21 protein-coding genes are annotated in these 24550 nt (G+C 72.9%); 13 read left to right on the forward strand and 8 right to left on the reverse strand.

Annotation, left to right across the window (positions count from 1 at the left end; genetic code table 11):
- The first annotated feature begins 25 nt into the window (after positions 1-25).
- The 4 genes from ACIBNE_RS13505 to ACIBNE_RS13520 all read left to right on the forward strand — a co-directional run bounded on the left by ACIBNE_RS13505 (position 26) and on the right by ACIBNE_RS13520 (position 5462).
- On the forward strand, positions 26-766 hold the full coding sequence (locus ACIBNE_RS13505) for a hypothetical protein (protein ID WP_399271621.1): 741 nt from the start codon (positions 26-28) through the stop codon (positions 764-766).
- Positions 767-819: 53 nt separating this feature from the next.
- Positions 820-2118 (forward strand): M18 family aminopeptidase, encoded by a 1299-nt coding sequence (locus ACIBNE_RS13510; protein ID WP_399271620.1) that lies wholly within the window; start codon positions 820-822, stop codon positions 2116-2118.
- A 77-nt stretch (positions 2119-2195) separates the two neighbouring features.
- The gene (locus tag ACIBNE_RS13515) at positions 2196-2423 is read left to right on the forward strand and encodes a DUF6458 family protein (protein ID WP_399271619.1); all 228 of its coding nucleotides are present in this window, start codon (positions 2196-2198) and stop codon (positions 2421-2423) included.
- A 72-nt stretch (positions 2424-2495) separates the two neighbouring features.
- On the forward strand, positions 2496-5462 hold the full coding sequence (locus ACIBNE_RS13520; protein ID WP_399271618.1) for a BTAD domain-containing putative transcriptional regulator: 2967 nt from the start codon (positions 2496-2498) through the stop codon (positions 5460-5462).
- Positions 5463-5612: 150 nt separating this feature from the next.
- On the opposite strand, the gene ACIBNE_RS13525 is transcribed toward ACIBNE_RS13520, so the two are convergent.
- Positions 5613-7433, reverse strand: coding sequence for an NHL domain-containing thioredoxin family protein (locus ACIBNE_RS13525; protein ID WP_399271617.1), 1821 nt, complete (start codon positions 7431-7433; stop codon positions 5613-5615).
- A 77-nt stretch (positions 7434-7510) separates the two neighbouring features.
- Here ACIBNE_RS13525 and ACIBNE_RS13530 point away from each other — a divergent pair, with 77 nt between their 5' ends.
- Positions 7511-8035: an LURP-one-related/scramblase family protein gene (locus tag ACIBNE_RS13530; RefSeq protein ID WP_399271616.1), complete on the forward strand. Its 525-nt coding sequence runs from the start codon at positions 7511-7513 to the stop codon at positions 8033-8035.
- A gap of 75 nt (positions 8036-8110) precedes the next feature.
- Here the strand turns inward: ACIBNE_RS13530 and ACIBNE_RS13535 are convergent, their stop codons facing one another.
- Positions 8111-8932 (reverse strand): carbon-nitrogen family hydrolase, encoded by an 822-nt coding sequence (locus ACIBNE_RS13535; protein ID WP_399271615.1) that lies wholly within the window; start codon positions 8930-8932, stop codon positions 8111-8113.
- A gap of 187 nt (positions 8933-9119) precedes the next feature.
- On the opposite strand from ACIBNE_RS13535, the gene ACIBNE_RS13540 reads away from it, so the two are divergent.
- Positions 9120-9944 (forward strand): maleylpyruvate isomerase family mycothiol-dependent enzyme, encoded by an 825-nt coding sequence (locus ACIBNE_RS13540; protein ID WP_399271614.1) that lies wholly within the window; start codon positions 9120-9122, stop codon positions 9942-9944.
- A gap of 7 nt (positions 9945-9951) precedes the next feature.
- Here ACIBNE_RS13540 and ACIBNE_RS13545 read toward each other — a convergent pair whose 3' ends face one another.
- Both ACIBNE_RS13545 and ACIBNE_RS13550 read right to left on the reverse strand, forming a co-directional pair.
- Positions 9952-11253 (reverse strand): nitrate/nitrite transporter, encoded by a 1302-nt coding sequence (locus tag ACIBNE_RS13545; protein ID WP_399271613.1) that lies wholly within the window; start codon positions 11251-11253, stop codon positions 9952-9954.
- Positions 11250-11894 (reverse strand): GntR family transcriptional regulator, encoded by a 645-nt coding sequence (locus ACIBNE_RS13550; RefSeq protein WP_399271612.1) that lies wholly within the window; start codon positions 11892-11894, stop codon positions 11250-11252. Before ACIBNE_RS13550 ends, ACIBNE_RS13545 begins: the two co-directional genes overlap by 4 nt.
- Before the next feature lie 181 nt (positions 11895-12075).
- Between ACIBNE_RS13550 and ACIBNE_RS13555 the strand changes: the two genes are divergently transcribed.
- Positions 12076-13014, forward strand: coding sequence for a D-alanyl-D-alanine carboxypeptidase family protein (locus ACIBNE_RS13555; protein ID WP_399271611.1), 939 nt, complete (start codon positions 12076-12078; stop codon positions 13012-13014).
- A gap of 104 nt (positions 13015-13118) precedes the next feature.
- Here ACIBNE_RS13555 and ACIBNE_RS13560 read toward each other — a convergent pair whose 3' ends face one another.
- From ACIBNE_RS13560 to pdhA, 3 genes are read right to left on the reverse strand one after another with little or no spacing between them, the layout of a single operon-like run.
- Positions 13119-14600 (reverse strand): dihydrolipoamide acetyltransferase family protein, encoded by a 1482-nt coding sequence (locus ACIBNE_RS13560; protein WP_399271610.1) that lies wholly within the window; start codon positions 14598-14600, stop codon positions 13119-13121.
- Between the two features lie 17 nt (positions 14601-14617).
- Positions 14618-15598 (reverse strand): alpha-ketoacid dehydrogenase subunit beta, encoded by a 981-nt coding sequence (locus ACIBNE_RS13565; RefSeq protein WP_399271609.1) that lies wholly within the window; start codon positions 15596-15598, stop codon positions 14618-14620.
- A gap of 2 nt (positions 15599-15600) precedes the next feature.
- Positions 15601-16773, reverse strand: a complete 1173-nt coding sequence (pdhA, locus tag ACIBNE_RS13570; protein ID WP_399271608.1) for a pyruvate dehydrogenase (acetyl-transferring) E1 component subunit alpha — start codon at positions 16771-16773, stop codon at positions 15601-15603.
- Positions 16774-17122: 349 nt separating this feature from the next.
- Between pdhA and ACIBNE_RS13575 the strand changes: the two genes are divergently transcribed.
- The 3 genes from ACIBNE_RS13575 to ACIBNE_RS13585 all read left to right on the forward strand — a co-directional run bounded on the left by ACIBNE_RS13575 (position 17123) and on the right by ACIBNE_RS13585 (position 19485).
- Entirely contained in the window at positions 17123-17782 is a 660-nt protein-coding gene (locus tag ACIBNE_RS13575; RefSeq protein ID WP_399271607.1) for a response regulator, read from the forward strand.
- 212 nt (positions 17783-17994) lie between these two features.
- Positions 17995-18417, forward strand: coding sequence for a pyridoxamine 5'-phosphate oxidase family protein (locus ACIBNE_RS13580; RefSeq protein WP_399271606.1), 423 nt, complete (start codon positions 17995-17997; stop codon positions 18415-18417).
- 15 nt (positions 18418-18432) lie between these two features.
- On the forward strand, positions 18433-19485 hold the full coding sequence (locus ACIBNE_RS13585; protein WP_399271605.1) for a phosphotransferase: 1053 nt from the start codon (positions 18433-18435) through the stop codon (positions 19483-19485).
- A 43-nt stretch (positions 19486-19528) separates the two neighbouring features.
- Here ACIBNE_RS13585 and ACIBNE_RS13590 read toward each other — a convergent pair whose 3' ends face one another.
- Positions 19529-21184, reverse strand: coding sequence for a protein kinase (locus ACIBNE_RS13590; RefSeq protein ID WP_399271604.1), 1656 nt, complete (start codon positions 21182-21184; stop codon positions 19529-19531).
- Between the two features lie 295 nt (positions 21185-21479).
- On the opposite strand from ACIBNE_RS13590, the gene ACIBNE_RS13595 reads away from it, so the two are divergent.
- The 3 genes from ACIBNE_RS13595 to ACIBNE_RS13605 all read left to right on the forward strand — a co-directional run bounded on the left by ACIBNE_RS13595 (position 21480) and on the right by ACIBNE_RS13605 (position 24456).
- The gene (locus ACIBNE_RS13595) at positions 21480-23126 is read left to right on the forward strand and encodes a protein kinase (protein ID WP_399271603.1); all 1647 of its coding nucleotides are present in this window, start codon (positions 21480-21482) and stop codon (positions 23124-23126) included.
- 186 nt (positions 23127-23312) lie between these two features.
- Entirely contained in the window at positions 23313-23720 is a 408-nt protein-coding gene (locus ACIBNE_RS13600) for a hypothetical protein (RefSeq protein WP_399271602.1), read from the forward strand.
- Positions 23721-23841: 121 nt separating this feature from the next.
- The gene (locus ACIBNE_RS13605) at positions 23842-24456 is read left to right on the forward strand and encodes a PadR family transcriptional regulator (protein ID WP_399271601.1); all 615 of its coding nucleotides are present in this window, start codon (positions 23842-23844) and stop codon (positions 24454-24456) included.
- Positions 24457-24550 lie beyond the last annotated feature (94 nt).

Consider the following 24550-nt stretch of genomic DNA (forward strand, 5'->3'; position numbering starts at 1 on the left):
GAAGACCACCGAGTCGCCCCTCATCGTGGTCATCGAGCCCCAGGGCAGGGTGAAGGCCGACAAGCCCGGCGCCTGGGCCTGGTACCTCTCACGGATCCACGCGAAGTACCGCTGTCCGGTCGAGCTCATCGTGATCTGCCACGACCAGGCCACGGCCGACTGGGCGCGCCGCCCGATGGGCGTTCCCGGCATCGGCGGCCGTCAGTCGCTGGTGGTCTCACCGCTCGTGCTCGGCCCCGACAACACCCCGAGGATCACCGACCCGCGGCTCGCCGCCGCCGACGTCCACAAGGCGATCCTCTGCGCCCTCACGCATAGTGGCGATCCGGACCTCGCTGCCATACTGGACGCACTGGCCCTCGCCCTCGACACCCTCGACACCGAGCTGGCCGACCGGCTCGCCGAATTCACCGAAGACGGGCTGGGCGCCGGCCCCGCCGGAGAGCACTGGAGGCACCTCATGGACACCAAGAGCTACCGCTTCACGTCGATCTCCGCGCAGGAATTCGAGCGCCAGGCAGAAGAGCGCGGGAAGGCCGAAGGGAAAGCCGAAGGCAAGGCCGAGACCCTGCTCCGGATCCTCGCGCACCGCGGCATCGACGTCCCCGCCGACCAGCGGGCCCGCATCCTCCACTGCCACGACCTCGCCCGGCTCGACGTCTGGCTCGACCGGGCCTTCGACGTCACCAGCGCCGATCAGCTCGCCGGCCCCGAGGACCAGGCGCCGGGAAGCTCCGCCCCCACCGCCTCCGGCCCCACCGCCTGACCGGATCGCCGACAGGCCGTCGGAGTCGCGGCGGCGCTCGTTAGGGTGGGCTCATGAGTCCAGCACCCCGCTTCGACCGCGGCCACACCGACGACCTGATGTCCTTCCTCGCGGCGAGCCCGTCGCCGTACCACGCCGTGGCGACCGCCGCCGAGCGGCTGGAGAAGGCCGGATTCCGGCAGGTCGAGGAGACCGACGCGTGGGACGCGTCGAGCGGCGGGAAGTACGTGCTGCGCGGCGGCGCGATCATCGCCTGGTACGTCCCCGAGGGCGCATCGCCGCACACCCCGTTCCGGATCGTCGGCGCCCACACCGACTCCCCCAACCTCCGCGTGAAGCCGCTGCCCGACGCGGGCGCGCACGGCTGGCGGCAGGTCGCCGTGGAGATCTACGGCGGGACCCTGCTCAACACCTGGCTCGACCGCGACCTCGGCCTCGCGGGGCGCCTGACGCTGCGCGACGGCACGCACCGCCTCGTCAACGTCGACCGCCCCCTGCTGCGCGTCCCGCAGCTCGCCGTGCACCTCGACCGCGCGGTCAACACCGACGGGCTCAAGCTCGACCGGCAGAAGCACATGCAGCCCATCTGGGGCCTCGGGGACGACGTCCGCGAGGGCGACCTCATCCGGTTCGTCGCCGAGGAGGCCGGCGTCGACGCCGCCGACGTCACCGGCTGGGACCTGATGCCGCACGCCATCGAGCCGCCCGCCTACCTCGGCCGCGACCGCGAGCTGCTGGCCGGGCCCCGGATGGACAACCTCATCTCCGTGCACGCCGGGACCGCCGCGCTCGCCGCCGCCGCGACGGGCGGCGCGAAGCTCGACCACGTCCCCGTGCTCGCCGCGTTCGACCACGAGGAGAACGGCTCGCAGTCCGACACCGGCGCCGACGGCCCGCTCCTCGGCACGGTCCTGGAGCGCTCCGTGTTCGCCCGCGGCGGCAGCCAGGAGGACCGCGCCCGCGCCTTCGCCGGCACCGTCTGCCTCTCCTCCGACACCGGCCACGCGATCCACCCGAACTACGCCGAGCGCCACGACCCGACGCACCACCCGCGCGCCAACGGCGGCCCCATCCTCAAGGTCAACGTGAACATGCGGTACGCCACGGACGGCAGCGGCCGCGCCGTCTTCGCCGCCGCGTGCGAGCGCGCCGGGGTGCCCATGCAGAACTTCGTGTCCAACAACGCGATGCCCTGCGGCACCACCATCGGCCCCATCACCGCCGCGCGCCACGGCATCAAGACCGTCGACATCGGCGTCGCGATCCTGTCCATGCACAGCGCCCGCGAGCTGTGCGGCGCGGACGACCCGTACCTCCTGGCCAACGCGCTCGTCGCGTTCCTGGAGGACTGAGGGCGCGGAAGAGCGGGAGTGACAGCCTCCGGGGCGGGTACCCGGACGTCTCCGCCCACAGGCAGGAGGCGTTACCCATGGGCCTCGGAGGCTGCATCGCCCTGATCGCGGTCGGCGCGATCCTCACCTTCGCCACCGACTGGGAGCTCCAAGGAGCCAACCTCGACGTCATCGGACTCATCCTGATGGCCGTGGGGATCATCGGTGTCGCGACGTTCACCAGCATCGCCCGGCGCAGGCGCGCGGTCGTACCCACGGTCACACCGACCGTGGTCGACAGGGACGACAGGGGGCGCGGATACTGATGCGCACACGTACTGACTGACCAGTACAACAGCAGGACAACAGCAGGACGCCAGGGCAGACAGGAGTGGCACGTGGAGTTCCGTCTGCTCGGCGCGGTGTCGGTGGCGACCGGATCGGGTGAGCTGCCCCTGGGCCCCGCCAAACGCCGCAGCGTCCTCGCCGCCCTGCTGCTGCGCGCCAACTCCGCCGTCCCCGTCGCCCGGCTGATCGACGCGATCTGGCACGAGGAGCCCCCGGAGCACGCCCGCACCGTCGTGCAGGGCCACGTGTCGCGGCTGCGCGCGCTCTTCGAGGAGGGCGAGGCGCAGGCGTACGGCGTCGAGCTGACCACGCGCGGGCAGGCGTACGTCCTCCAGATGCCCGACGAGCTGCTGGACGCGCACCGCTTCGAGGAACTGCTGCAGCTCGCCAAGCACCAGAAGCACCCCTCGGACGCGGTGCTGATGTACCGCGAGGCGCTGGCCCTGTGGCGCGGCCCCGCACTGACCGGCACGGTCGCCAGCGAACCCCTCCAGGCCGCGGCGCACGCCCTGGAGGAGACCCGCCTGGCGACGGTCGAGAACCTCGCGGAGGCGTACGGGCAGCTCGGCGAGCACGCGAAGGCCGCGGCCACCCTGCACACCGAGGCCGTGGCGCACCCGCTGCGGGAGTCGCTGGCCGCCGCGCTGCTGCTCGCGCTGTACCGGGCGGGCCGCCAGTCCGACGCGCTGGACTGGTACCACCGCACCAGGACGCTCCTCGCCGAGGAACTGGGCGTCGACCCGGGCCCCGCGCTGCGCGGCGCCTACGAGGCGATCCTGCGGGGCACGGCCCCGGGCCCGGCCGCCGAGCAGGGACCGGCGGCGCCGTGGCAGCGCACCCGGGAGACGGCCGGGGACGCGGAAGCCGCGGCGACGGCCGGGGTGGTGACCGGGGTGGTGACCGGGGTGGTGACCGGCACCACCGCACTCGGGACACCGGCCGGGGCGGCCGCCGGGGCGCCGGACAAGACACCGGACAAGACACCGGCCGGTGCGGCGGAGGGCGCGGCGGACGGGAACGCCGCACCGGGCGCCCCCGCGGACACCACCCCGGCCGCCCCCGTCGCGCCCGCCCCCGCGGGGACCCGCGCCGGGCCCAGGCCCGACCTCCTGCCCCGCGCCCCGCGCGGCTTCCTCGGGCGCGACCGGGAGCTCGACGCGCTGGGCACCGCGCTCGACACCGGCGGCGACGCCCCCGTCGCCCTGCTCACCGGGCCCGCCGGCGTCGGCAAGACCGCGCTCGCCCTGCACTGGGCGCACCGCGCCGCCGGACGCTTCCCCGACGGGGCGCTCTTCGCCGACCTCAGGGGCTTCGCGCCGGACGGCGACGTCGACCCGCAGGACGTCATCCGGGAGTTCCTGCTGGCCCTGGGCGTGGCCCCGCGCCACATCCCCGAGTCGCCGAACGCCGCCGCCGCGCTGTACCGCTCGCTCACCGAGGAGCGCGCGCTGCTCGTCGTGCTCGACAACGTCCGCACCCCCGACCGGGCCCGCCCGCTGCTGCCGTCGGGGGCGCGCTGCGCGGCCCTGATCACGTCCAGGCGGCGACTCGGCGGGCTGATCGTCAGCGACCTCGCCCGGCCCGTGCCGCTGGAGGCGCTGGTGCCGGGCGAGGCCGCCGCGCTGCTGGCCGCCGCGGTCGGCGGCGACCGGGTCGGCGCCGAGCCCGGCGCGGCCCTCAGGCTGGCCGAGCTGTGCGACGGGCTGCCGCTGGCCCTGCGCATCACCGCCGCCCAGCTCGCCACCCGCCCCGGCTGGCGCCTCGCCGACCTGGCGGCCGAGCTGGCCGACGAACAGCGGCGGCTGACGCTGCTGTCCGTGGGCGAGTCCGACGGCGCGGACGGCTCGGGCGTGGCCGCCGCGCTCCGGCTGACCGTGCAGGACCTGCCGGCCGACGCCGCGCACCTGTTCCGCAGGCTGGGCGCGCTGCCGGGCCCCGACCTGGACCGGCACGCGGCGGCCGCGCTCGCCGACCTCGCGCCGCCGGCCGCGGCGCAGGCCCTGGACCGGCTGGCCGACGCACACCTGCTGACCGAGTACGCGCCGGGCCGCTACACCCTGCACGACCTGGTCAGGCTGTACGCGCGGGGCCTCGCGGCGGACGACGACGGCGGCGCGCTGCCGCGCCTGCTCGACCACTACATCTGCACGGCGCTGGCCGCGACGACCGCCGCCGAACCGGACGACAAGCCGTGCTGCACCCTCCCGCCCGGGGCGCGCGTGCCGGGCGACGTGCCGCGGTTCGCCGACCGGGACGCCGCGTTCCTCTGGTACGCCGCCGAGCGCGACAACCTCGCCGCCGCCGTCGTCGCCGCCCGCGCCTCGGGGGACGACGAGCGCGCGTGGCGGCTGGTCGTGCTCCAGTGGCCGTACCTGGTGTGGCACGTGCGCGACGGCTGGGTGCCGCTCCTGGAGGCGGCGCTGGCCGCGGCCGTCGGGCTGTACGACCCCGACGCCGAGTCCCGGATCCGCGCGCTGCTCGGCTGGGTGCTGACCGAGGAGGGCCGGCTGGCCGACGCGCTGGTCCACCTGCGCCTGGCGCCCGCGCTGGCCGCCCGCGCCGGTGACGTGTCGAGCGAGGCGACGGCCCTGGTGAACCTGTCGGTGGCGCTGGACCGGGGCGGGGTGAGCCCCGAGTCGCTGGCCCACACGGCGCGCGCCGCCGAGCTGATCCGCGGCACGGGCGACCTGATGACGGAACTGCTGGTGCTGGAGCACCGGGCCAGGCAGCTGCTCGCGGCGGGCGACGCCCCGGCCGCGCTGGCCTGCGCGCGCGTGGGCATCGCGCTGGCGGGGGACGCGTCGGACGGCCTGGTCGCGATCAGGAACGGCATGCTGACGGCCACCGCGGGCGCGGCGCTGCTGGATCTCGGCGACCACGAGGCGGCCCGCGCCGAGCTGCTGCGGGCGCGGGACGCGGCGGTGGTGCACGGCCACAAGGAGGGCGTGCAGCGGGCGGACGCCCAGCTCGACCGGATCGCGACGGCGGTGGAGCGGGGGACGACAGCGGAGCGTTAGCGGGGCGACAGCGGGACGCCAGCGCCGTCGTGGATCCTGATGGCGGCGCGGCGCGACCCACCCCCAAACGGGTCCGCCCCCCATGGATGTGGCGGACGGCATCACACCCCCCGTGTGCCGTCCGCCACCTTTTTCGTCCGATGCGCGGTGCTACTCGGCGCCCTCGGTGCCTTCCGCGCCTTCCGCGTCCAGCCCCGCCAGCACCAGCCCCAGCCGGGCCGTCCCGCCCTCCGTGACCCGTACCGGAACGCCCCAGTCCTGCTGGTGGACGTGGCACGCCGGGTACTCGTTGGCCGGGTCGTCGTCGCAGGACGCGGCCATCGCCGAGACGTGCAGCACGCCCTCGGTCACCCCGTCCGCGAACAGCAGGTCGCGCGCGAGGTCCGTGTCCGTGCCCGCGCCCTCCGCGAGCAGCTCGGGCGGGGTCGAGGAGACGAGCAGCCGCGTGGAGGGGCCGTAGCGGGTGTCGAGCTTCTGCCCCTTGGGCGCCTGAAAGACCACGTCGAGGCGGAGCTTGCCGGGCGCGACCTCGGTGGCGGCGCGCCGCGTGCGGTGCGCGACGTCCGCGACCTCGACGGCCTCGTCGGGCAGCCGCAGCCGGGTGAGGCGGTGGCGGGCGGACTCGACGACGACGAGGTCGGGGACGCCGTCGCCGACCAGCACCGCGCCGCTGGGCTCGCGCAGGTCGGTGGCGAGGGTGCTGACCTGCCCGGTCGCGGGGTCGTAGCGGCGCAGGGCGTGGTTGTACGTGTCGCAGATCGCCACGGACCCGTCGGGCAGCGCGGTGACGCCCAGCGGGTGCTGGAGGAGGGCCTGCGCGGCGTCGCCGTCGCGGTGCCCGAAGTCGAAGAGCCCGGCGCCGACGGCCGTGTGCACGGCCCCTTCGGTGTCGACCCAGCGCACCGCCGAGGTCTCGGAGTCGGCGACCCAGAGCCGGTCGCCCGCGGCGGCGAGGCCGGAGGGCTGGGCGAACCAGGCCTGGTCGCCGGGCCCGTCGACCAGGCCCTCGTTGGTGGTGCCCGCGGCGACGCGCACGGTGCCGGCCGCCGGGTCCCACGCCCAGAGCTGGTGCACGCCCGCCATGGCGATCCACACCTCGCCGCGCCACCAGGCGACGTCCCACGGCGAGGAGAGCGAGACCTCCAGCGCGTCGCCCCCGGTCGGCTCGCCCTGCCACCACTGCCTGCCGGTCCCGGCGACGACGGTGACCCCGCCGCTCTCGGGGTCGTACACCTTCAGCCGGTGGTTGACGGTGTCGGCGACGACGATCCGCCCGTCGGGCAGCGCGGTGAGCCCCTGCGGCTCGTTGAAGTCGCCCTCGACGTACCCCACGACGCTCTCGCCGTCGGCCGCCAGCTCGACGAGCCGGTGCCGGGTGGTGTCGGAGACCAGGAGGTTCCCCGAGGGCAGGGCGAGCGCCTTGCCGGGGAAGCGCAGGTGCGTGGCGACCGGCTCCGGCGGCACGTAGGGCCCGTCGCCGCGCCGCAGCGTGCCCTTGGCGCCGTGCTCGGCCTCCAGCTCGGCGACGAGCGCGGCGATGGCGTGCGCGTGCCCCTCGCCCGCGTGCTGCGCGACGACGTACCCCTCGGGGTCGATGACCACGAGCGTGGGCCAGGCCCGCACGGCGTACTGCTTCCAGGTCGCCAGCTCCGGGTCGTCGAGGACCGGGTGGTGCACGTCGTACCGCTCGACGGCGTCCACGACGGCCTGGTGCTCGGCCTCGTGCACGAACTTCGGGGAGTGCACGCCGATGACCACGAGCGTGTCCGCGTGCTCCCGCTCCAGCTCGCGCAGCTCGTCCAGGACGTGCAGGCAGTTGATGCAGCAGAAGGTCCAGAAGTCGAGCACGACGATCTTGCCCCGCAGCTCGGCGAGCCCCAGCTCCCGCCCTCCGGTATTGAGCCAGCCGCCCTTCCCGACCAGTTCGGGGGCGCGGACACGGGCACGACGGGCAGCAGGCGTTGCGTTCATGCGCTCCAGGGTGCCATCCCGGCGTGAACACCCGATCACGGCCGTACGAAAGCGCCCCGCGGGGTAGTCCTGGGGGCATGAAGTATCTCGTACGCGACAAAATGTTCGCGATCGGTGACGACTACTGGGTGGAGACCGAGGACGGCGTCCACGCGTTCCTCGTCGACGGCAAGGCGCTGCGGGTGCGCGACACCCTGGAGATCAAGGACCGCTCCGGGCGGGTGCTGATCACGCTCAGGGAGAAGCTGCTGTCGTTCCGGGACGCGATGACCCTGGAGCGGGACGGCGAGACGCTGGCGACGATCCGGCGCAAGCGGCTCTCGCTGCTGCGCAACCACTTCCGCGTCACGCTGGTCGAGGGCACCGAGCTCGACGTCAGCGGGCGGATCCTGGACCGGGAGTTCGCGGTGGAGTACGACGGCGAGCTGCTGGCGCACATCTCGCGCAGGTGGCTGCGGGTGCGGGAGACGTACGCGGTCGACGTCGTGCGGGAGGACGCCGACCCGGCCCTGATGATCGCGGTCGCGGTGGCGGTGATCCGGCTGGCCGAGAAGGAGCGGGAGGGCGGCGGGCAGAAGGCGGGGGCGGGGGACCCGGACTGACGTGCGGGCCGGGCCCCCCGGGGGCGTACGGACTCGGGCGTACGGGCTCAGGCGTACGGACTCGGGCGTACGGGCTCAGGCGCGCGGGGGCGCGACGCCCAGCCGGCGGTCCTTCAGGGCCGGGAACTGCTCCCTGGTCTCGGCGACCTTCGCCGGATCGAGCTCCACGGTCAGCACCTCCTCGCCGGGCCCGGCCTCCGCCAACACCTCGCCCCAGGGGTCGACGACCATGCTGTGCCCGGCCTGTTCGACCCCGGCGTGCGTGCCCGCGGTGCCGCAGGCCAGGAGGTACGCCTGGTTCTCCACCGCGCGCGCCTGCGCGAACAGCCGCCAGTGCGCGCGGCGCCGCGCGGGCCAGCCCGCCGGGACGACGAACAGCCCCGCGCCCGCGTCGACCAGACCCCGGAACAGCTCGGGGAAGCGCAGGTCGTAGCAGGTGGCCAGGCCCGCGGTCAGGCCGGGGAGCGGAATCGTCGTCAGCTCCTGACCCGCCGTCATCAGCACGGCCTCGCCCGCGTCGAAGCCGAAGCGGTGGATCTTCCGGTACGTGGCGGCCAGCTCGCCCGAGGGGGAGAAGACGAGCGAGGTGTTGTACAGCTCGCCGCCCCCACCGCCCCCACCGCCCTCGGAGCCCTCGCCGCGCTGCACGATCGAGCCCGCGTGCAGCCAGACGCCCGCGTCGCTCGCGGCCTTCGCCATGGCCTCGTACGTGGGCCCGGCCAGCGGCTCGGCCGCCGCGTCGAACTCCTCGAAGGCGAAGGCGCCCACGGGCCACAGCTCCGGGAGGACCACCAGATCGGCGCCGCGCTGCTCGCGCACCAGCGAAGCGGCGCGCAGCCTACGGGAATCGGCGGATTCATCCGGGTCAACGGCGAACTGGATCAAAGAGGCGCGCACACTACCACCGTCCTGGCATTCGAGCTGTCGGCTCCGTCAACAGACAGCCTACGATCGTCACACGAAAGCACTGCCGGGGTGCCCCCCGGGAGCGTAACTTAGGCGTCCGAACCTCCCACGCAGCCGCCTTCGTACCAGCCAGTGAGCACGCATCAGCCCGAGTACCGCAGAACCGCCGAGGGGTCCCGTGACCGTCCATCCCAGCCTCCAGACCTACGCCGACGCCTGGACCCACTCCGTCGAAGCGATATCCGAGCTGGTCCAGCCGCTCGTCGAGGGCGAGTGGAACCGCGCGACGCCGTGCCCCGCCTGGTCGGTCCGCGACATCGTGTCGCACATCATCGGGATGGAGTGCGAGCAGCTGGGCGACCCCCGCCCCATCCACACGCTGCCGCGCGACCTCTACCACGTGCAGAGCGAGTTCGCCCGGTACATGGAGATGCAGGTGGACGTGCGCCGACACCACACGGCGCCCGAGATGACCTCCGAGCTGGAGTACACGATCATCCGCCGCGCGCGGCAGCTGCGGAACGAGACGCGCTCGCCCGACACCCTCGTACGGGCCCCGCTGGGCGCCGAGCAGACCCTCGAACTGGCCCTGCGGATGCGGGCGTTCGACGTCTGGGTGCACGAGCAGGACCTGCGCGCCACCCTCGGCAGGCCGGGCAACCTCGACTCGCCCGGCGCGCACGTCGCGCGCGACATCCTGTTGCAGTCGCTGCCCGGGATCGTCGCCAAGGACGCGGGCGCGCCGCCGAATTCGGCGGTCGTCTTCGACATCCACGGCCCCGTGGAGTTCCTGCGCACGGTGCGGGTCGACGCGCAGGGGCACGGCACGATCGACGGGGCCCCCTCGCTGGGCCCGCTGGTGAGCATCGCGATGGACTGGGAGACGTTCCTGCGCCTCTCGTGCGGACGGGTGCGGGCGGCGGCCGTCGCCGACCGGATCAAGGCCGAGGGCGACCAGGACCTGGCGGCGGCGATCCTGCACAACTTCGCGGTCACGCCGTAGCACCGGCTCACGCCGGGACGTGCACGGCCTCCACCCTGCTGGCCACCAGGTGCTCCTCCTCGCGGCGCGCCGCGCGGGCCCGCAGCCGCAGGATCTGCGCGAGGCCGACCGCCTCCAGCACGAACACCGAGGAGAACGCGATCCGGTAGTTATCGCCGGTCGCGTCCAGCAGCACGCCCACCGCGAGCAGCGTCGTCATGGAGGCGACGAAGCCGCCCATGTTGGTGATACCCGACGCGGTGCCCTGGCGTTCGGGCGGATTGGCGGGGCGCGCGAAGTCGAAGCCGATCATCGAGGCGGGTCCGCAGGCGCCGAGCACGAGCGCGAGCGCAATCAGCAGCGCCATCGGCGCGTGGCCGGGCCAGAGCAGGACCGAGGCCCAGGCGAGCGCGGTGGCCAGCACCGTACCGATGGCGAGCGGGGCGCGGGCCGTGTGGCAGCGGGCGATGAGCTGCCCGTAGACCAGGCCGACGACCATGTTGGAGAGCAGGACGACGGTGAGGACGGTGCCCGCCGACTCGCGGCTGAGCCCCTGCGCCTCCACGAGGTAGGGCATGCCCCACAGGAGCAGGAAGACCATCGCGGGGAACTGCGTGGTGAAGTGCACCCACATGCCGAGCCGGGTGCCGGGCTCCCGCCAGGACCGGCCGATCTGCCGCCCGACGAACGCCAGGCCCGCGCGCTCCACGGGGGCGGGCCCGTGCCCTTCGGGGTGGTCCTTGAGGAAGAGCAGGGTCAGTACGAGGACCAGCGCACCGGCCGCCGCGCTGCCCGCGAAGGCGGTGGTCCAGCCGAAGCCGTGCAGCGCGCGGGAGAGGACCAGGGTGGAGACGAGGTTGCCCGCCATACCGAAGAGCGCGGCGATCTGGCCGATGAGCGGGCCGCGCCTGGCGGGGAACCAGCGGGTGCCGAGCCGCAGCACGCTGATGAAGGTCATGGCGTCGCCGCAGCCGAGCAGGGCGCGGGCGGCGAGCGCGGTGCCGTAGGACGGGGCGAGGGCGAAGCCGAGCTGGCCGACGGTGAACAGCGCGGCGCCCATGACCAGCACCTTCTTGGTGCCGAGCCGATCGACGAGCAGGCCGACGGGTATCTGCATGCCCGCGTAGACCAGCAGTTGGAGCACCGAGAAGGTGGAGAGCGCGGAGGCGCCCACGTCGAAGCGCTCGGCGGCGTCGAGCCCGGCGACGCCCAGGGACGTGCGGAAGATGACGGCGACGAAGTAGACGGCGACGCCGACGCCCCAGACCAGGAGCGCGCGGGGGCCGCCGAGCGGGGCGGCCGGGGCCTGTTCGGGAACGGGCGCGTTCATCGGGCCTCACCCCTGACGACGACCTTGACCCAGCTGAGGTGGGCGCGGACCCGCTCGGCCGCGAGCTCCACGTCGCCGCTGCGGATCGCGTCCAGGATCTCGGTGTGCTCGACGATGTTCTTGGCGATGCGGTCGGGCTGGGAGTGCATCACGGCGACGCCCATGCGCAGCTGGCGGTCGCGCATCTGGTCGTAGAGCCGGGCCAGGATCTCGTTGCCCGCGTTGCGGACGATCTCGGCGTGGAAGCAGCGGTCGGTGGCGGCGACGGCCGCGAGGTCGCCGCCCTCGGCCTGCGCGCGCTGCTGTTCGACCAGCTCTTCGAGGCGGTCGAGGAGCGCGTGCGGCGCGGGCACTGCCCTGCGGACCGCGAACTCCTCGACCAGCAGCCTGGTCTCGACGACGTCGGCGATCTCCTGTGCGGAGACGGCCAGGACCAGGGCGCCCTTCTTGGGGTAGAGCCTGATCAGGCCCTCCACCTCCAGCTTGAGCAGGGCCTCGCGCACCGGGGTGCGGGAGACGCCGACGGCCTCGGCCAGCTCGCCCTCGGTGAGGAGGGTGCCCCCCGCGTAACGGCGGTCGAGCACCGCCTGCTTGATGTGGAAGTAGACGCGATCGGCCGCGGGGGGCTGTTTGACGGGCATGCGCACAGCTTAGATACAACACGTGTGCATCAGAAGACCCACAACGATCTGTTTCCCGGGTGCATCCATTTGGGCTTCCCGTGCGTCACTTCTCGGGACAGGTGTGTCACCGGAGTGACGACCGCGTCCCCTTCACACGTGTTTCACCGCATACGCGAACTACGCGAACCGGAGCCTTTCCTTGATATCCAGCTTCAAGAGCGTGCGCAGAGCCGCCACCGTCGCCGTCGCAGGCGGTCTGCTGCTGACGGCCTCGCCGCTGGCCGCGCCCACCGCGTCCGCCGCGCCCGCCATCCCGTCCATCACGGCCAAGGGCGGCTACCTGCTCGACCAGGCCTCGGCCAAGCCGATCTACGGCAAGTCGAACGGCGTGCGCCGTCAGATGGCCAGCACCACCAAGGTCACCACCGCGATCACGGTCCTCACGACGCCCGGCGTCGACCTCAACCGCGTGATCACCATCAAGCAGGAGTACCGCGACTACGTCGTGCGCAACGGCGCGAGCACCGCGGACCTGAAGACCGGTGACAAGCTCACCGTCCGCCAGCTGCTCTCCGCGCTGATGCTGCCCTCGGGCTGCGACGCGGCCTACGCGCTCGCCGACACCTTCGGCAAGGGCAGCACCACGGCGGCCCGCACGAACAACTTCATCGCCCAGATGAACGCCAAGGCCAAGAAGCTCGGCCTGACGAACACCAAGTACGACTCGTTCGACGGCATCTCCCGCGCGGGCAACAACTACACGACCCCGCCCGAGCTGGCTAAGATGGCGCGCCACGCGTTCAGCAGCGCCGTGCTCCAGAGCGTCGTCAAGGACAAGACGTTCGTCACGAAGGCGAAGACCAGCAGCGGCGGCATCCGCACGTACACCTGGAAGAACACCAACCTGCTGCTCGGCTCCTACCCGGGCGCCGTCGGCATCAAGACCGGCACCGGCACCTCGGCCGGTCCCTGCCTGGTCTTCGCCGCCACCAAGAACGGCAAGACCCTCACGGGCGTGCTGATGAACTCCACGTCCCGCTGGACGGACGCGGCCAAGGTCCTGGACTTCGGCTTCGGCTCCAGCGCCGCCCGCACCATGTCGATCCGTCCGCTTCCCGCGGACGCGCAGCGCGACTGACGCACGACTGACGCGGCAGGACACCCGACTCCCCGGAGGGCGCGGCGGCGCCCTCCGGGGTTTCTGTCGTCCGGGCCCAGGTGTCGCCTGGGCCCAAGTGCCGTCTAGGCCCAGGTGATGAGCCGCTTCGGCTGCTCCAGGACCGCGGCCACGTCCGCGAGGAACTTGGAGCCCAGCTCGCCGTCGACCAGCCGGTGGTCGAACGAGAGCGCCAGCGTGGTGACCTGACGGGGCTTCACCTTGCCCTTGTGGACCCAGGGCTGGAGCTTGATCGAGCCGATCGCGAGGATCGCGGACTCGCCCGGGTTCAGGATGGGCGTACCGGTGTCGACGCCGAAGACGCCGACGTTGGTGATGGTGAGCGTGCCGCCCTGCATCGCGGCGGGCGTGGTCCGGCCCTCGCGCGCGGTGGCGACCAGCTCGCCCAGCGCCCCGGCCAGCTCCGGCAGGGTCTTGGCGTCCGCGTCCTTGATGTTCGGGACGATCAGACCGCGCGGGGTGGCGGCCGCGATGCCCAGGTTCACGTAGTGCTTGAGCACGATCTCCTGGGCGGCCTCGTCCCAGGCGGCGTTGATGGCCGGGTTGCGCCTGACCGCGACGAGCAGCGCCTTGGCAATGAGCAGCAGCGGGTTGACCCGCAGCCCCGCCATGTCCGGGTCGGACTTCAGCTCGTCGACCAGCTTCATCGTCCGGGTCACGTCGACGGTCACGAACTCCGTGACGTGCGGGGCGGTGAAGGCGGAGCCCACCATGGCCGCGGCCGTGGCCTTCCGCACGCCCTTGATCGGGACCCGGGTCTCCCGGGCACCGGCCACCGGCTGAGCGGCCGGGGCGGGGGACGTTTCACGTGAAACGTCCCCCGCTTCGGCGGGTGCGGCGGGCGTGGGCACGGCGGGCGCCGCGGGGGCCGGAGCGGCGGCGGCGTGCACGTCGTCGCGCGTGATGATGCCGTCGGGTCCGGTCGGGGTGACCGCCGCCAGGTCGATGCCCAGGTCCTTGGCGAGCTTGCGGACGGGCGGCTTGGCGAGCGGCCTGGGCCCGGGGACGGTGCCGAGGGCGGCGGCCGGGGCGGGAGCCGGGGCGGCGGGGGCCGGGGCGCCCGCGTGGCCGTTCAGCTCGGCCTGGAGCGCCGCGGCGGCGGGCGCGGCGGTGGCGGCGGACGCCGCGGCCTTGCGCGGGCGGCGCTTGGTGGACGACTCGGCGACGCCGTAGCCGACGAGGACGGGCTGGCGGCCCTTCGGCGCCTCGTCGTCGGCCGACTCCACCGGTGCGGCGGGCGCGGCGGGCGCGGGCACGGCGGCGGGCGCCTGGGCCGGGGGCTCCTCGGCGGGGCCCGACCCGGGCTGGACGTCGACCGTGATGATCGGCGTGCCGACGTCGACGGTGGCGCCCTCCTCGAAGGCCAGCTCGTGCACCACTCCGTCGTACGGAATGGGCAGTTCGACGGCCGCCTTGGCGGTCTCCACCTCGCACACGACCTGGCCGTCGGTGACCGTGTCACCGGGCCGGACGTACCACTTGAGGATCTCGGCCTCGGTCAGGCCCTCGCCGACGTCGGGAAGCTTGAATTCGCGGTATCGAGACATGTTTCCCCGATCCCTTCTCAGTACGCGAGCGAGCGGTCGACGGCGTCGAGCACCCGGTCCAGACCCGGCAGGTACTCCTCTTCCAGCCGCGCCGGCGGATACGGCGAGTGGTAGCCGCCGACCCGCAGCACCGGGGCCTCCAGGTGGTAGAAGCACCGCTCCGTGATGCGGGCGGCGATCTCGGCGCCCGAGCCGAAGAAGACGGGCGCCTCGTGGACGACGACCAGACGGCCGGTCTTCTCCACCGAGGCCTGCACCGAGTCGAAGTCGATCGGGGAGACCGAGCGCAGGTCGACGACCTCCACCGACTTGCCCTCCTCGGCGGCGGCCGCGGCGGCCTCCTGACAGACCTTCACCATGGGGCCGTAGGCGGCCAGCGTCAGGTCCGAACCCTCGCGCACCGTACGGGCCTTGTGCAGCTGCCCGGGGATGGCCTCGGTGTCCACGTCGCTCTTGTCCCAGTAGCGCCGCTTCGGCTCGAAGAAGATCACCGGGTCGTCGCTCAGGATCGCCTGCTGCATCATCCAGTAGGCGTCGGACGAGTTGCTCGGCGAGACGATCTTCAGGCCCGCGACGTGCGCGAAGAGCGCCTCGGGGGACTCGCTGTGGTGCTCGACCGCGCCGATGCCGCCGCCGTACGGGATGCGCACGACGACCGGCAGCTTGATCTTGCCGAGCGCACGGGCGTGCATCTTGGCGAGCTGCGTGACGATCTGGTCGTACGCGGGGAAGACGAAGCCGTCGAACTGGATCTCCACGACGGGGCGGTAGCCGCGCAGCGCGAGGCCGATGGCCGTGCCGACGATGCCGGACTCGGCGAGCGGGGTGTCGATGACCCGGTCCTCGCCGAAGTCCTTGAACAGCCCGTCGGTCACCCGGAACACACCGCCGAGCTTGCCGACGTCCTCGCCCATGACGAGGACCTTCGGGTCGTTCTCCATCGCCGTGCGCAGCGATTCGTTGATCGCCTTGGCGATCGGGAGCTTCTTCACGGTCATGGCTACTTGCCCTCCCCACCGGGAACGTCGGCGAACGAGGACTGGTACGCGGCGAACTGCGCGCGCTCCTCGTCGACCAGGGCGTTCCCGTCGGCGTACACGTTCTCGAAGATCGCCATGGGGTCGGGGTCCGGCATGGCCCGGACGGCCTCGCGCACGCGCTTGCCCAGCGCCTCGCTCTCGGCCTCCAGCTCCTCGAAGAAGGCGGCGTCGGCGAAGCCCTCCTTCTCCATGTACGTGCGCAGGCGCAGGATCGGGTCCTTGGCCTCCCACGCCTCGCGCTCCTCGTCCCTGCGGTACTTCGTGGGGTCGTCGGAGGTGGTGTGGGCGCCCATGCGGTAGGTGAACGCTTCGATCAGCATGGGGCCCTCGCCCCGGCGCGCCCGCTCCAGCGCGGCGCGCGTCACGGCGAGACAGGCCAGCACGTCGTTGCCGTCGACCCGCACGCCGGGGAAGCCGAAGCCCTGCGCGCGCTGGTAGAGCGGCACGCGCATCTGCTTCTCGGTCGGCTCGGAGATCGCCCACTGGTTGTTCTGGCAGAAGAACACGACCGGGGCGTTGTAGACCGCGGAGAAGGTGAACGACTCGGCCACGTCGCCCTGGCTGGAGGCGCCGTCGCCGAAGTACGCGATCACCGCGCTGTCCGCGCCGTCCTTGGCCACGCCCATCGCGTACCCGGCCGCGTGCAGCGTCTGCGAGCCGATGACGATCGTGTAGAGGTGGAAGTTGTTGCTGTTGGGGTCCCAGCCGCCGTGGTTCACGCCGCGGAACATCCCGAGGAGGTTCGTCGGGTCGACCCCGCGGCACCAGGCGACGCCGTGCTCGCGGTAGGTCGGGAAGACGTAGTCGTCGTCGTGCAGCGCGCGCCCGGAACCGATCTGCGCGGCTTCCTGGCCCAGCAGCGAGGCCCACAGGCCCAGCTCGCCCTGGCGCTGGAGCGAGGTGGCCTCGGCGTCGAACCGCCGGGTGAGCACCATGTCCCGGTAGAGCCCGCGCAGTTCGTCGGCGGACAGGTCGATCCGGTAGTCGGGGTGCTCGACGCGCTCGCCCTCGGGCGTCAGCAGCTGTACGAGCTGGGGCTCGGAACTCTGCGGCTTCTTCGCGGCGCCGGCTGCGGCTGCGCGCTTGGTACTGCGTCGCGGCTTGCGCGCTGCGGCAGTGCTCTCCACGGTCACGTGCGTGCTCCTCCGTCGGTCCGGTCCCCGGGGTTGCCGGTGGGCCAGTGCGGCTCGCCTGTTGTCCGTACCCGTGCACGGGGTGGGTGCACCTTGGATGAACCATCGAAAAACAGGCGTGACAGGTGCCCCGGCGAACGCCCTGTCCTAGGAACGTTACCCAGTGCTCCACATAACTGTGAAACCCCATTTGACCTGCGATTTTGCTTGGATTTCCAAGTAAATCGAGAAAGCGGGGGAACAGTCCCTGGTCAGAGCGTCGGGAACAAGCCTTGCAGGCCGCCGGAACAACGGCACGTTATCCCGGTCACCTGCGGCACGGGAAGGGTCTGTGTGTGAGACTGAATCCGTGCGCGAATCAGGCAAAATTACTGTTTTCCTCCTGGACGACCACGAGGTGGTCCGCCGGGGTGTCCACGAATTGCTCTCGGTCGAAAGCGACATCGAAGTCGTCGGCGAGGCGGGCACGGCGGCAGACGCCCTGGTCAGGATCCCTGCGACCCGTCCGGACGTGGCCGTTCTCGACGTGCGGCTGCCGGACGGCAGCGGGGTGGAGGTCTGCCGCGAGATCCGGTCACAGGACGAGGACATCAAATGTCTGATGCTCACCTCGTTCGCCGACGACGAAGCGCTGTTCGACGCGATCATGGCCGGTGCCTCCGGATATGTCCTCAAGGCGATCCGCGGCAACGAGCTGCTGAACGCGGTCAGGGACGTGGCCGCGGGCAAGTCCCTGCTCGACCCGGTCGCCACGGCCCGCGTCCTGGAGCGGCTGCGCGACGGCAAGAACGGCAAGGGCGACGACAAGCTCGCGAACCTCACCGAGCAGGAGCGGAAGATCCTCGACCTGATCGGCGAGGGGCTGACGAACCGGGTGATCGGGGAGCGGCTGCACCTCGCGGAGAAGACGATCAAGAATTACGTCTCCAGCCTGCTGTCCAAGCTGGGCATGGAGCGGCGCAGCCAGGCAGCGGCCTACGTGGCCCGCCTCCAGGCGGAGAAGCACTAGGCGCCGCGCTCGCGGGGCGGGGGTGCCGGGGAGGCCGTGACCACCTGCGGTCCGGCAGGTGGCCGGTCGCGCGGTTCCCCGCGCCCCCGGCGGGGCGCCCCCGGGGCGACGGGGCCGTTTTCTCCCCGTACCCCCGATTCGGGACCAACGTCCCGCCCGCACGGGGCTGGGGGCTCTGTACCCGCCACCGGTGCGACGGGACAGTAGAAGGCATGTCCACCGAGGAACTCCGCGCCATCCAGCTGCTCAGCCGGGTCCCGTACGGCCGCCTGGCCACCAGCATGCGGGCCCTGCCCTTCCTCGCCGTGGCCCGCCACGTCCTCGTCGACGGCAAGGTCCTCCTCCGGATGCACGCGGGCCTCGGCTACCACGAGGCGTGCAACGGCAGCGTCGTCGCCTACGGCACGGACAACTTCAACGCCGCCGACGGCGACGAGAACGGCTGGTCCGTCCAGTTCACCGGCCCCGCCGAGATCGTCGACCCCACCCCCGAGCAGCGCGCCCTCTTCGGCCGGGGCCCGAGCGAGGTGAACGGCGAGCCGTTCGAGCCGGTCTTCCTGCGGGTGGAACCGCACTTCGTGACCGTCACGCACCTCGATTTCAGCACAGCGCGACAGCTCGACGACGCAGCGTGATCTAACATCTGAAGCGTGCCGCGCTCATCTGCAACCCTCCCGGCGCCCGCAACCCTCCCGGCGCCCCCGCACCCGCACCCGCTGCCCCCCGTCGAATCGCTGCTGAGCGGCTACCCCCGCGCCCGCGTGGGCGACGCGCTGTCCTGCGAACCGGTCGCCCTCGGCCTGCTCAACCGGGGCTACCGCCTGGCCACCACCCGCGGCGCGTACTTCCTCAAGCACCACCTCGACGGCGACCGCGAGGCCATCGCGCGCCAGCACCGCGCCACCCAGCGGCTCCAGGCCCTCGGCCTGCCGGTCGCCCCGCCCGTCGAGGACTCCGACGGCGGCACCGTCACGGTGATCGACGGCCGCTGCTACGCCCTGCACCCCTGGGTCGATGGCAGGCACCGCGACGGCGCCCAGCTCACGACCCCGCAGTCCCGGCGGCTCGGCGCGCTCCTGGGGGCCGTACACACCTGTCTGGAGCGCGTGATGGGCCCCGGCGCGCCCCGCGAGTGCGCGGGCGCCGACCCGGCCGACACCTACGCGCTCATCAACGAGCTGCTGGCGGCCGTCCGCGGCCGCTCCCCGCGCGACTCCTTCGACGCGCTCGCCGAGTACCGCCTGCTGGAGCGCCGCGAGTTGGTGGAGCGGCACGCGGCGCGGCGCCCCGCGCCCGCCGCCGAAGGTGCCTGGGTGCACGGCGACTTCCATCCGCTGAACCTGCTCTACCGGGGCGCGGAGCCCGCCGCGATCGTCGACTGGGACCGGCTGGGGGTGCAGCCGAGGGCGGAGGAGGCGGTCAGGGCCGCCGCGATCTTCTTCGTGGAGCCCGCGGGGCGGCTGGAGCTGGCGAAGGTGCGGGCGTACGCGCGCGCCTACCGCCGCGCGGCGGGCGCGGACCCGGCCGAACTGGCGCACGCGGTGCACCGGGTGTGGTGGGAGCGGCTCAACGACTTCTGGATACTGCGCTGGCGCTATCTGCTGAACGACCGAAGGGCCGACCCGCAGTTCCCCGCGGCGTCGGCCCTGGTGGTGTGGTGGACGAAGGAGTACGAGGCGGTCAGCGACGCGTTCGCGGGCTGACCCGGATCCGGGGCGGCCACGGCGCCCCGGACCGGTCCCGGCGTCACTGCCCGGTCTGGCCCTCGGCCTGACCCTCGGCCTGACCCTGGGTCTGCCCCTGCGTCTGACCGTCCGTCTGGCCCTGGGTCTGGCCCTGCTGGGCCTGACCGTCCGTCTGGCCCTGCGTCTGGCCCTGCTGGGCCTGACCGTCCGTCTGGCCTTCCGTCTGACCCTGCTGGGCCTGACCGTCCGTCTGACCCTCGGTCTGGCCCTGCTGGCCCTGGCCGTCCGTCGCGTTGTCGGTCGGGCTCGGGGAGTCGGACGGGGTGCCGCTGCTGTTGTCGCTCGGCTGGTCGGACGGGCTGTACTTGTCGGTCGGCGGGTTGTTCGGCTGCTCCTGCCCGCTGCCGCCGCTGCCGTTGTCGGTCGGCTCCTGCTCCTCCTCCGACTCCTGGTCGGACGGGGTCGTGGAGGGCTTGGTCGCCGGGGAGCTGGCCGGGGGCGTGGTCTTCGTGTCCCCGCCGCTCTTCTTGCCGCCGTTCGCCGCGTCGATCGCGTACACCACGCCCGCGGTGATCGCGATCAGCGCGAGCACGATGAACAGCACCAGCTTGCCGCGGCCGCCGCCGGGCCGCCCGCCGACGCCGCCGTCGTAGGCCCCGTCGTCCGGGTTCATCGGCGGCAGGATCGGGCCCTGCGTGGTGTGGGCGTGCCCCGGGTGGCCGAGCGCCATGGTGCCCGCGGCGGGCGTGACGGGGCTCTCGTGCATCTCCACGGGGCCGGTGTTCCAGGTGCCCGTGTGGCCGCCCTGCGCCTGGAGCATCTGGAGCGCGTACTGCACCAGACCGCGCATCTCCTCGGCGCTCTGGAAGCGGTCGTCCGGGTCCTTGGCCAGCGAGCGCATCACGAGCCCGTCGAGCTCGGGCGGCGTGGCGTCGGAGACCTCGGACGGCGGGGTCGGGATGTCCTGGACGTGCTGGTAGACGACGGCGAGCGGGGTCTCGCCGGTGAACGGGGGCCGCAGCGCCAGCAGTTCGTACAGCAGGCAGCCCGTCGCGTACAGGTCGGAGCGGTGGTCGACGGCCTTGCCGAGCGCCTGCTCGGGCGAGAGGTACTGCGGGGTGCCCATGACCATGCCGGTCTGGGTCATCGTCGACTGCGCGCCGTGCAGCGCGCGGGCGATGCCGAAGTCCATCACCTTGACGGCGCCGGAGTGGGTGATGATCACGTTGGCCGGCTTGATGTCGCGGTGCACGATGCCGTGCTGGTGGCTGTAGGCCAGGGCCTCCAGCACGCCGGACACGATGATCAGCGCCTGCTCCGGCGGCGGGGCGTCGGCGTTGATCAGCAGGTCGCGGATGGTGCGGCCCTCGACCAGCTCCATCACGATGTACGAGATCGTGTTGCCCGCGAAGTGGTCCTCGCCCGAGTCGTAGACCGCCACCACCGCGTGGTGGTTGAGCCCCGCGACGGACTGCGCCTCGCGCGTGAAGCGGGCCTTGGAGACCGGGTCCTCGGCGAGGTCGGAGCGGAGCAGCTTGACGGCGACGGTGCGGCCGAGCCGTACGTCCTCTGCGGCGAACACCTCGGCCATGCCGCCCCGGCCCAGGCGGTGCGTCAGCCGGTACCGTCCGTCACCGACCAGGCCGCCGGCGCCCCAGGATTCGGCCGAGTCCGACACGCCGCCGCCGGTCGCTTCGGGTTCGGGTGCGGGTGCCATCAGTCCTCGCCGTCGTTTGTTTCCGTCCGCGCGTCCGCGGATGTGGGGGTGCTCTGCCGGGCCACGCTACAGCCTCCGTGTGACACCCCGGATATGAGAGTGACCGGCCATCCAACCCGGGGACGGCGCACGCGCGCAAATTCCGTCCCGCTCCTGTAACGCTTGCGCGACTCTTGTTGTGCGTACGGTCACGGAACGGGCACCCGGCTTGACGTGAAATCCCCCTCGGGCAGACTGGCTCCGGTTAGATCACCCGTGATAGCGAGCCCTGGTCGGGCATAGGGGGAAGCAAGTCATGAGCCAGGACGGCGCACACGGCCGCTACGCGGGCGGATCGGTGGCTGGTGGCCGGTACCAGCTGCGCGACCTCCTCGGCGAGGGCGGCATGGCGTCCGTCTACCTCGCGTACGACTCCGCGCTCGACCGCCAGGTCGCCATCAAGACCCTCCACACCGAGCTGGGCCGCGAGCAGTCCTTCCGGGAGCGCTTCCGGCGCGAGGCGCAGGCCGTCGCCAAGCTGTCCCACACCAACATCGTGTCGGTCTTCGACACGGGCGAGGACGAGCTGGACGGCGCGCTGATGCCGTACATCGTCATGGAGTACGTGGAGGGGCACCCGCTCGGCTCGGTGCTCGCGGCCGACGTGCGGCAGTACGGCGCGATGCCCACCGACAAGGCCCTCAAGGTCACCTCGGACGTGCTCGCCGCGCTGGAGACCAGCCACGAGATGGGCCTGGTCCACCGCGACATCAAGCCGGGCAACGTCATGATGACCAAGCGCGGCGTGGTCAAGGTGATGGACTTCGGCATCGCGCGGGCCATGCAGTCCGGGGTCACCTCGATGACCCAGACCGGCATGGTCGTCGGCACCCCGCAGTACCTCTCGCCCGAGCAGGCCCTGGGGCGCGGCGTCGACGCCCGCTCCGACCTGTACTCCGTCGGCATCATGCTCTTCCAGCTGCTGACGGGCCGGATCCCGTTCGACGCGGACTCCCCGCTGGCGATCGCCTACGCGCACGTCCAGGAGGAGCCGGTCGCGCCCTCCACGATCAACCGTTCGCTGCCGCCCGCGGTGGACGCGCTGGTCGCGCGGGCGCTGAAGAAGAACCCGAACGAGCGTTTCCCGAGCGCCGCCGCGATGCGCGACGAGATCGCCCGGGTGCTGGGCGCGGGCCAGACCGGCGCCCCGGCGATCGTGCCCGGCGCGCACACCGGGAGCAGCGGCGCGGGCGTGGGCTCCGCGGTGTTCCCGCCGCTGGACCAGTCCGGGCAGCCCCCGCAGTCCGTGCAGCAGCCCTACCAGCCGAACCCCTTCGGTCCGCCGACCCCGGCACCGGCCCCGGCGCCCGTGCCGACGCCCGCGCCGGGCTACGGCTACCCGCAGGCGGCGCAGACCCCGGCGCCCGGCCCCTACCAGGCGGCGCCGACCCCGCCCCCGTACACGATCTCGCCCGCTCCCGCGACGACCGGTGCGGGCTCGAACGGCGGCGGCGGCAGGCGGAACATGCCGGTGATCGTGGGCGCCGTCGTGGTGGCGCTGGTGGCGATCGGCGGTGTGATCGCCGTGGTGAAGATGCAGGGCGACCCGGACGACAAGAAGAAGGACGAGGCGTCGAACAGCGCGTCGGCGGGGGCGGCGGTCGAGGGCCACAAGGGGCCCGACCTCAGCAAGAAGATCAAGAACGATAAGTGCACCGATCCCGGCGAGGGCATCAGCGACCCCGCGAAGATCCGGATGCCCGACTTCCAGTACATCAACATCAAGTACGCCAAGGCCTGCATCCAGGCGGCGGGCTGGAAGATCAAGCAGGAGCTGACCCAGAACGAGAACACCTGGGGCGAGGGCGCGATCCTGAACCAGTTCCCGCAGCCCGACACCGAGGTCGACCCCAAGGCCGTCGACATCGTCCTGACCGTCTCGACGGGCAACCCTCCCGAGTGAGCCCGATCGGCTGACGCCGACCGTTGCGGCAGGGCCCGGTACGCGCGGCGCGTACCGGGCCCTGTTGTCGCCCGGCCGTGCCGTGCCGTGTCCTGCCGCGCCCGGGATGCCGGAAACGTTCCGGCGTGTGACGCTGAGTCGGTCACCGCTTTCCCCTTCGGCCCGGTACGGGAGGGGGTCACCCCCGTGGCTCCAAGGCTCCGCCCCCCGCGCACCGCCTGCGCGCTCGCGCTCGGGGCCGTGCTGCTGGGCGCGCCCCTCGCGGGCGCCGCCGAGAGCCCGCCGCCGAGCCTGGCCGGGCACCCCGCGGGCGAGGGGCGGGCGCGGCCGGGGCGCGCGCAGCCGACGTTCGCCGTACCGGCCGACGTCCGTCCTGAGGCCGACGCGGCGGTACGCGGGGCGGAGCCGTCCGCTCCGCCCGTACGGCCTACGGCGCGCCCGCCCGCACAGCCGCCCGCCGCCGCCCGCGAGCCCGTCGCACGGGCCGTCGCGCGCCCTTCCCGGCAGGCCGCCCCGCTGGTGACGCTGGGCGCGGGGCTGACGCTCATCGGGCTCGGGCTCGGCTTCTTCGGGGCCCGGCTGCGCAGCCGCTGACCCACCCGCGCCCTCCCTCGGAAAGCACCTGTGACCTGCGGTGTCATCCTTGAGACGGACCCCGGGGATCGTCCTTGAGTCGCCTTGTCGCGCCTGAACATACTCGGTATACATACTCAGTATGTCGATCCGTCACGGGCTTCTCGCCCTTCTGGAAGCGGGCCCGCGCTACGGCTCCCAGCTCCGCACCGAATTCGAGTCACGCACGGGCTCCACCTGGCCCCTGAACGTCGGGCAGGTGTACACCACGCTGAGCCGTCTGGAGCGCGACGGCCTGATCCTCCAGGACGGCCAGGACGACGGCGGGCACCCGCTGTACTCGATCACCGACGAGGGGCGCGGCGAGCTGAAGGGGTGGTTCGCACAGCCCGTCGACCGCACCAGCCCCGCCCGCGACGAGCTGGCCATCAAGCTCGCCATGGCCGTCGGCGCCCCCGGCGTCGACATCAGGGCCGTCATCCAGGCCCAGCGGCACCACACCGTGAAGGCGATGCAGGACTACACCCGGCTGAAGGCGAAGGCGCTGACGGACGGGCCCGCCGACCGCGACGAGGTGGCCTGGCTGCTCGTCCTGGAGCAGCTGATCTTCCAGGCCGAGGCCGAGGCCCGCTGGCTCGACCACTGCGAGTCGCGGCTCGTACGGCTCGCGGAAGCGGCGGCGCGGGAGCCCGCGCCCGCGCCGACGGGCGCCAAGGCGCCGACGAACGCCACGTCACGCCCCCGCGCGCGGCGCTGAACGCGCGCCCTGCCCGCACTCCGGGTCTCCGTATACCCGTGTCCCCGTGTCCCCGTACGCCTGACCACCAGTCTTTCCCCAGGGGGGAATCCAC

This window comes from Streptomyces sp. NPDC050504, assembly GCF_044458065.1.
GTDB lineage: Bacteria > Actinomycetota > Actinomycetes > Streptomycetales > Streptomycetaceae > Streptomyces.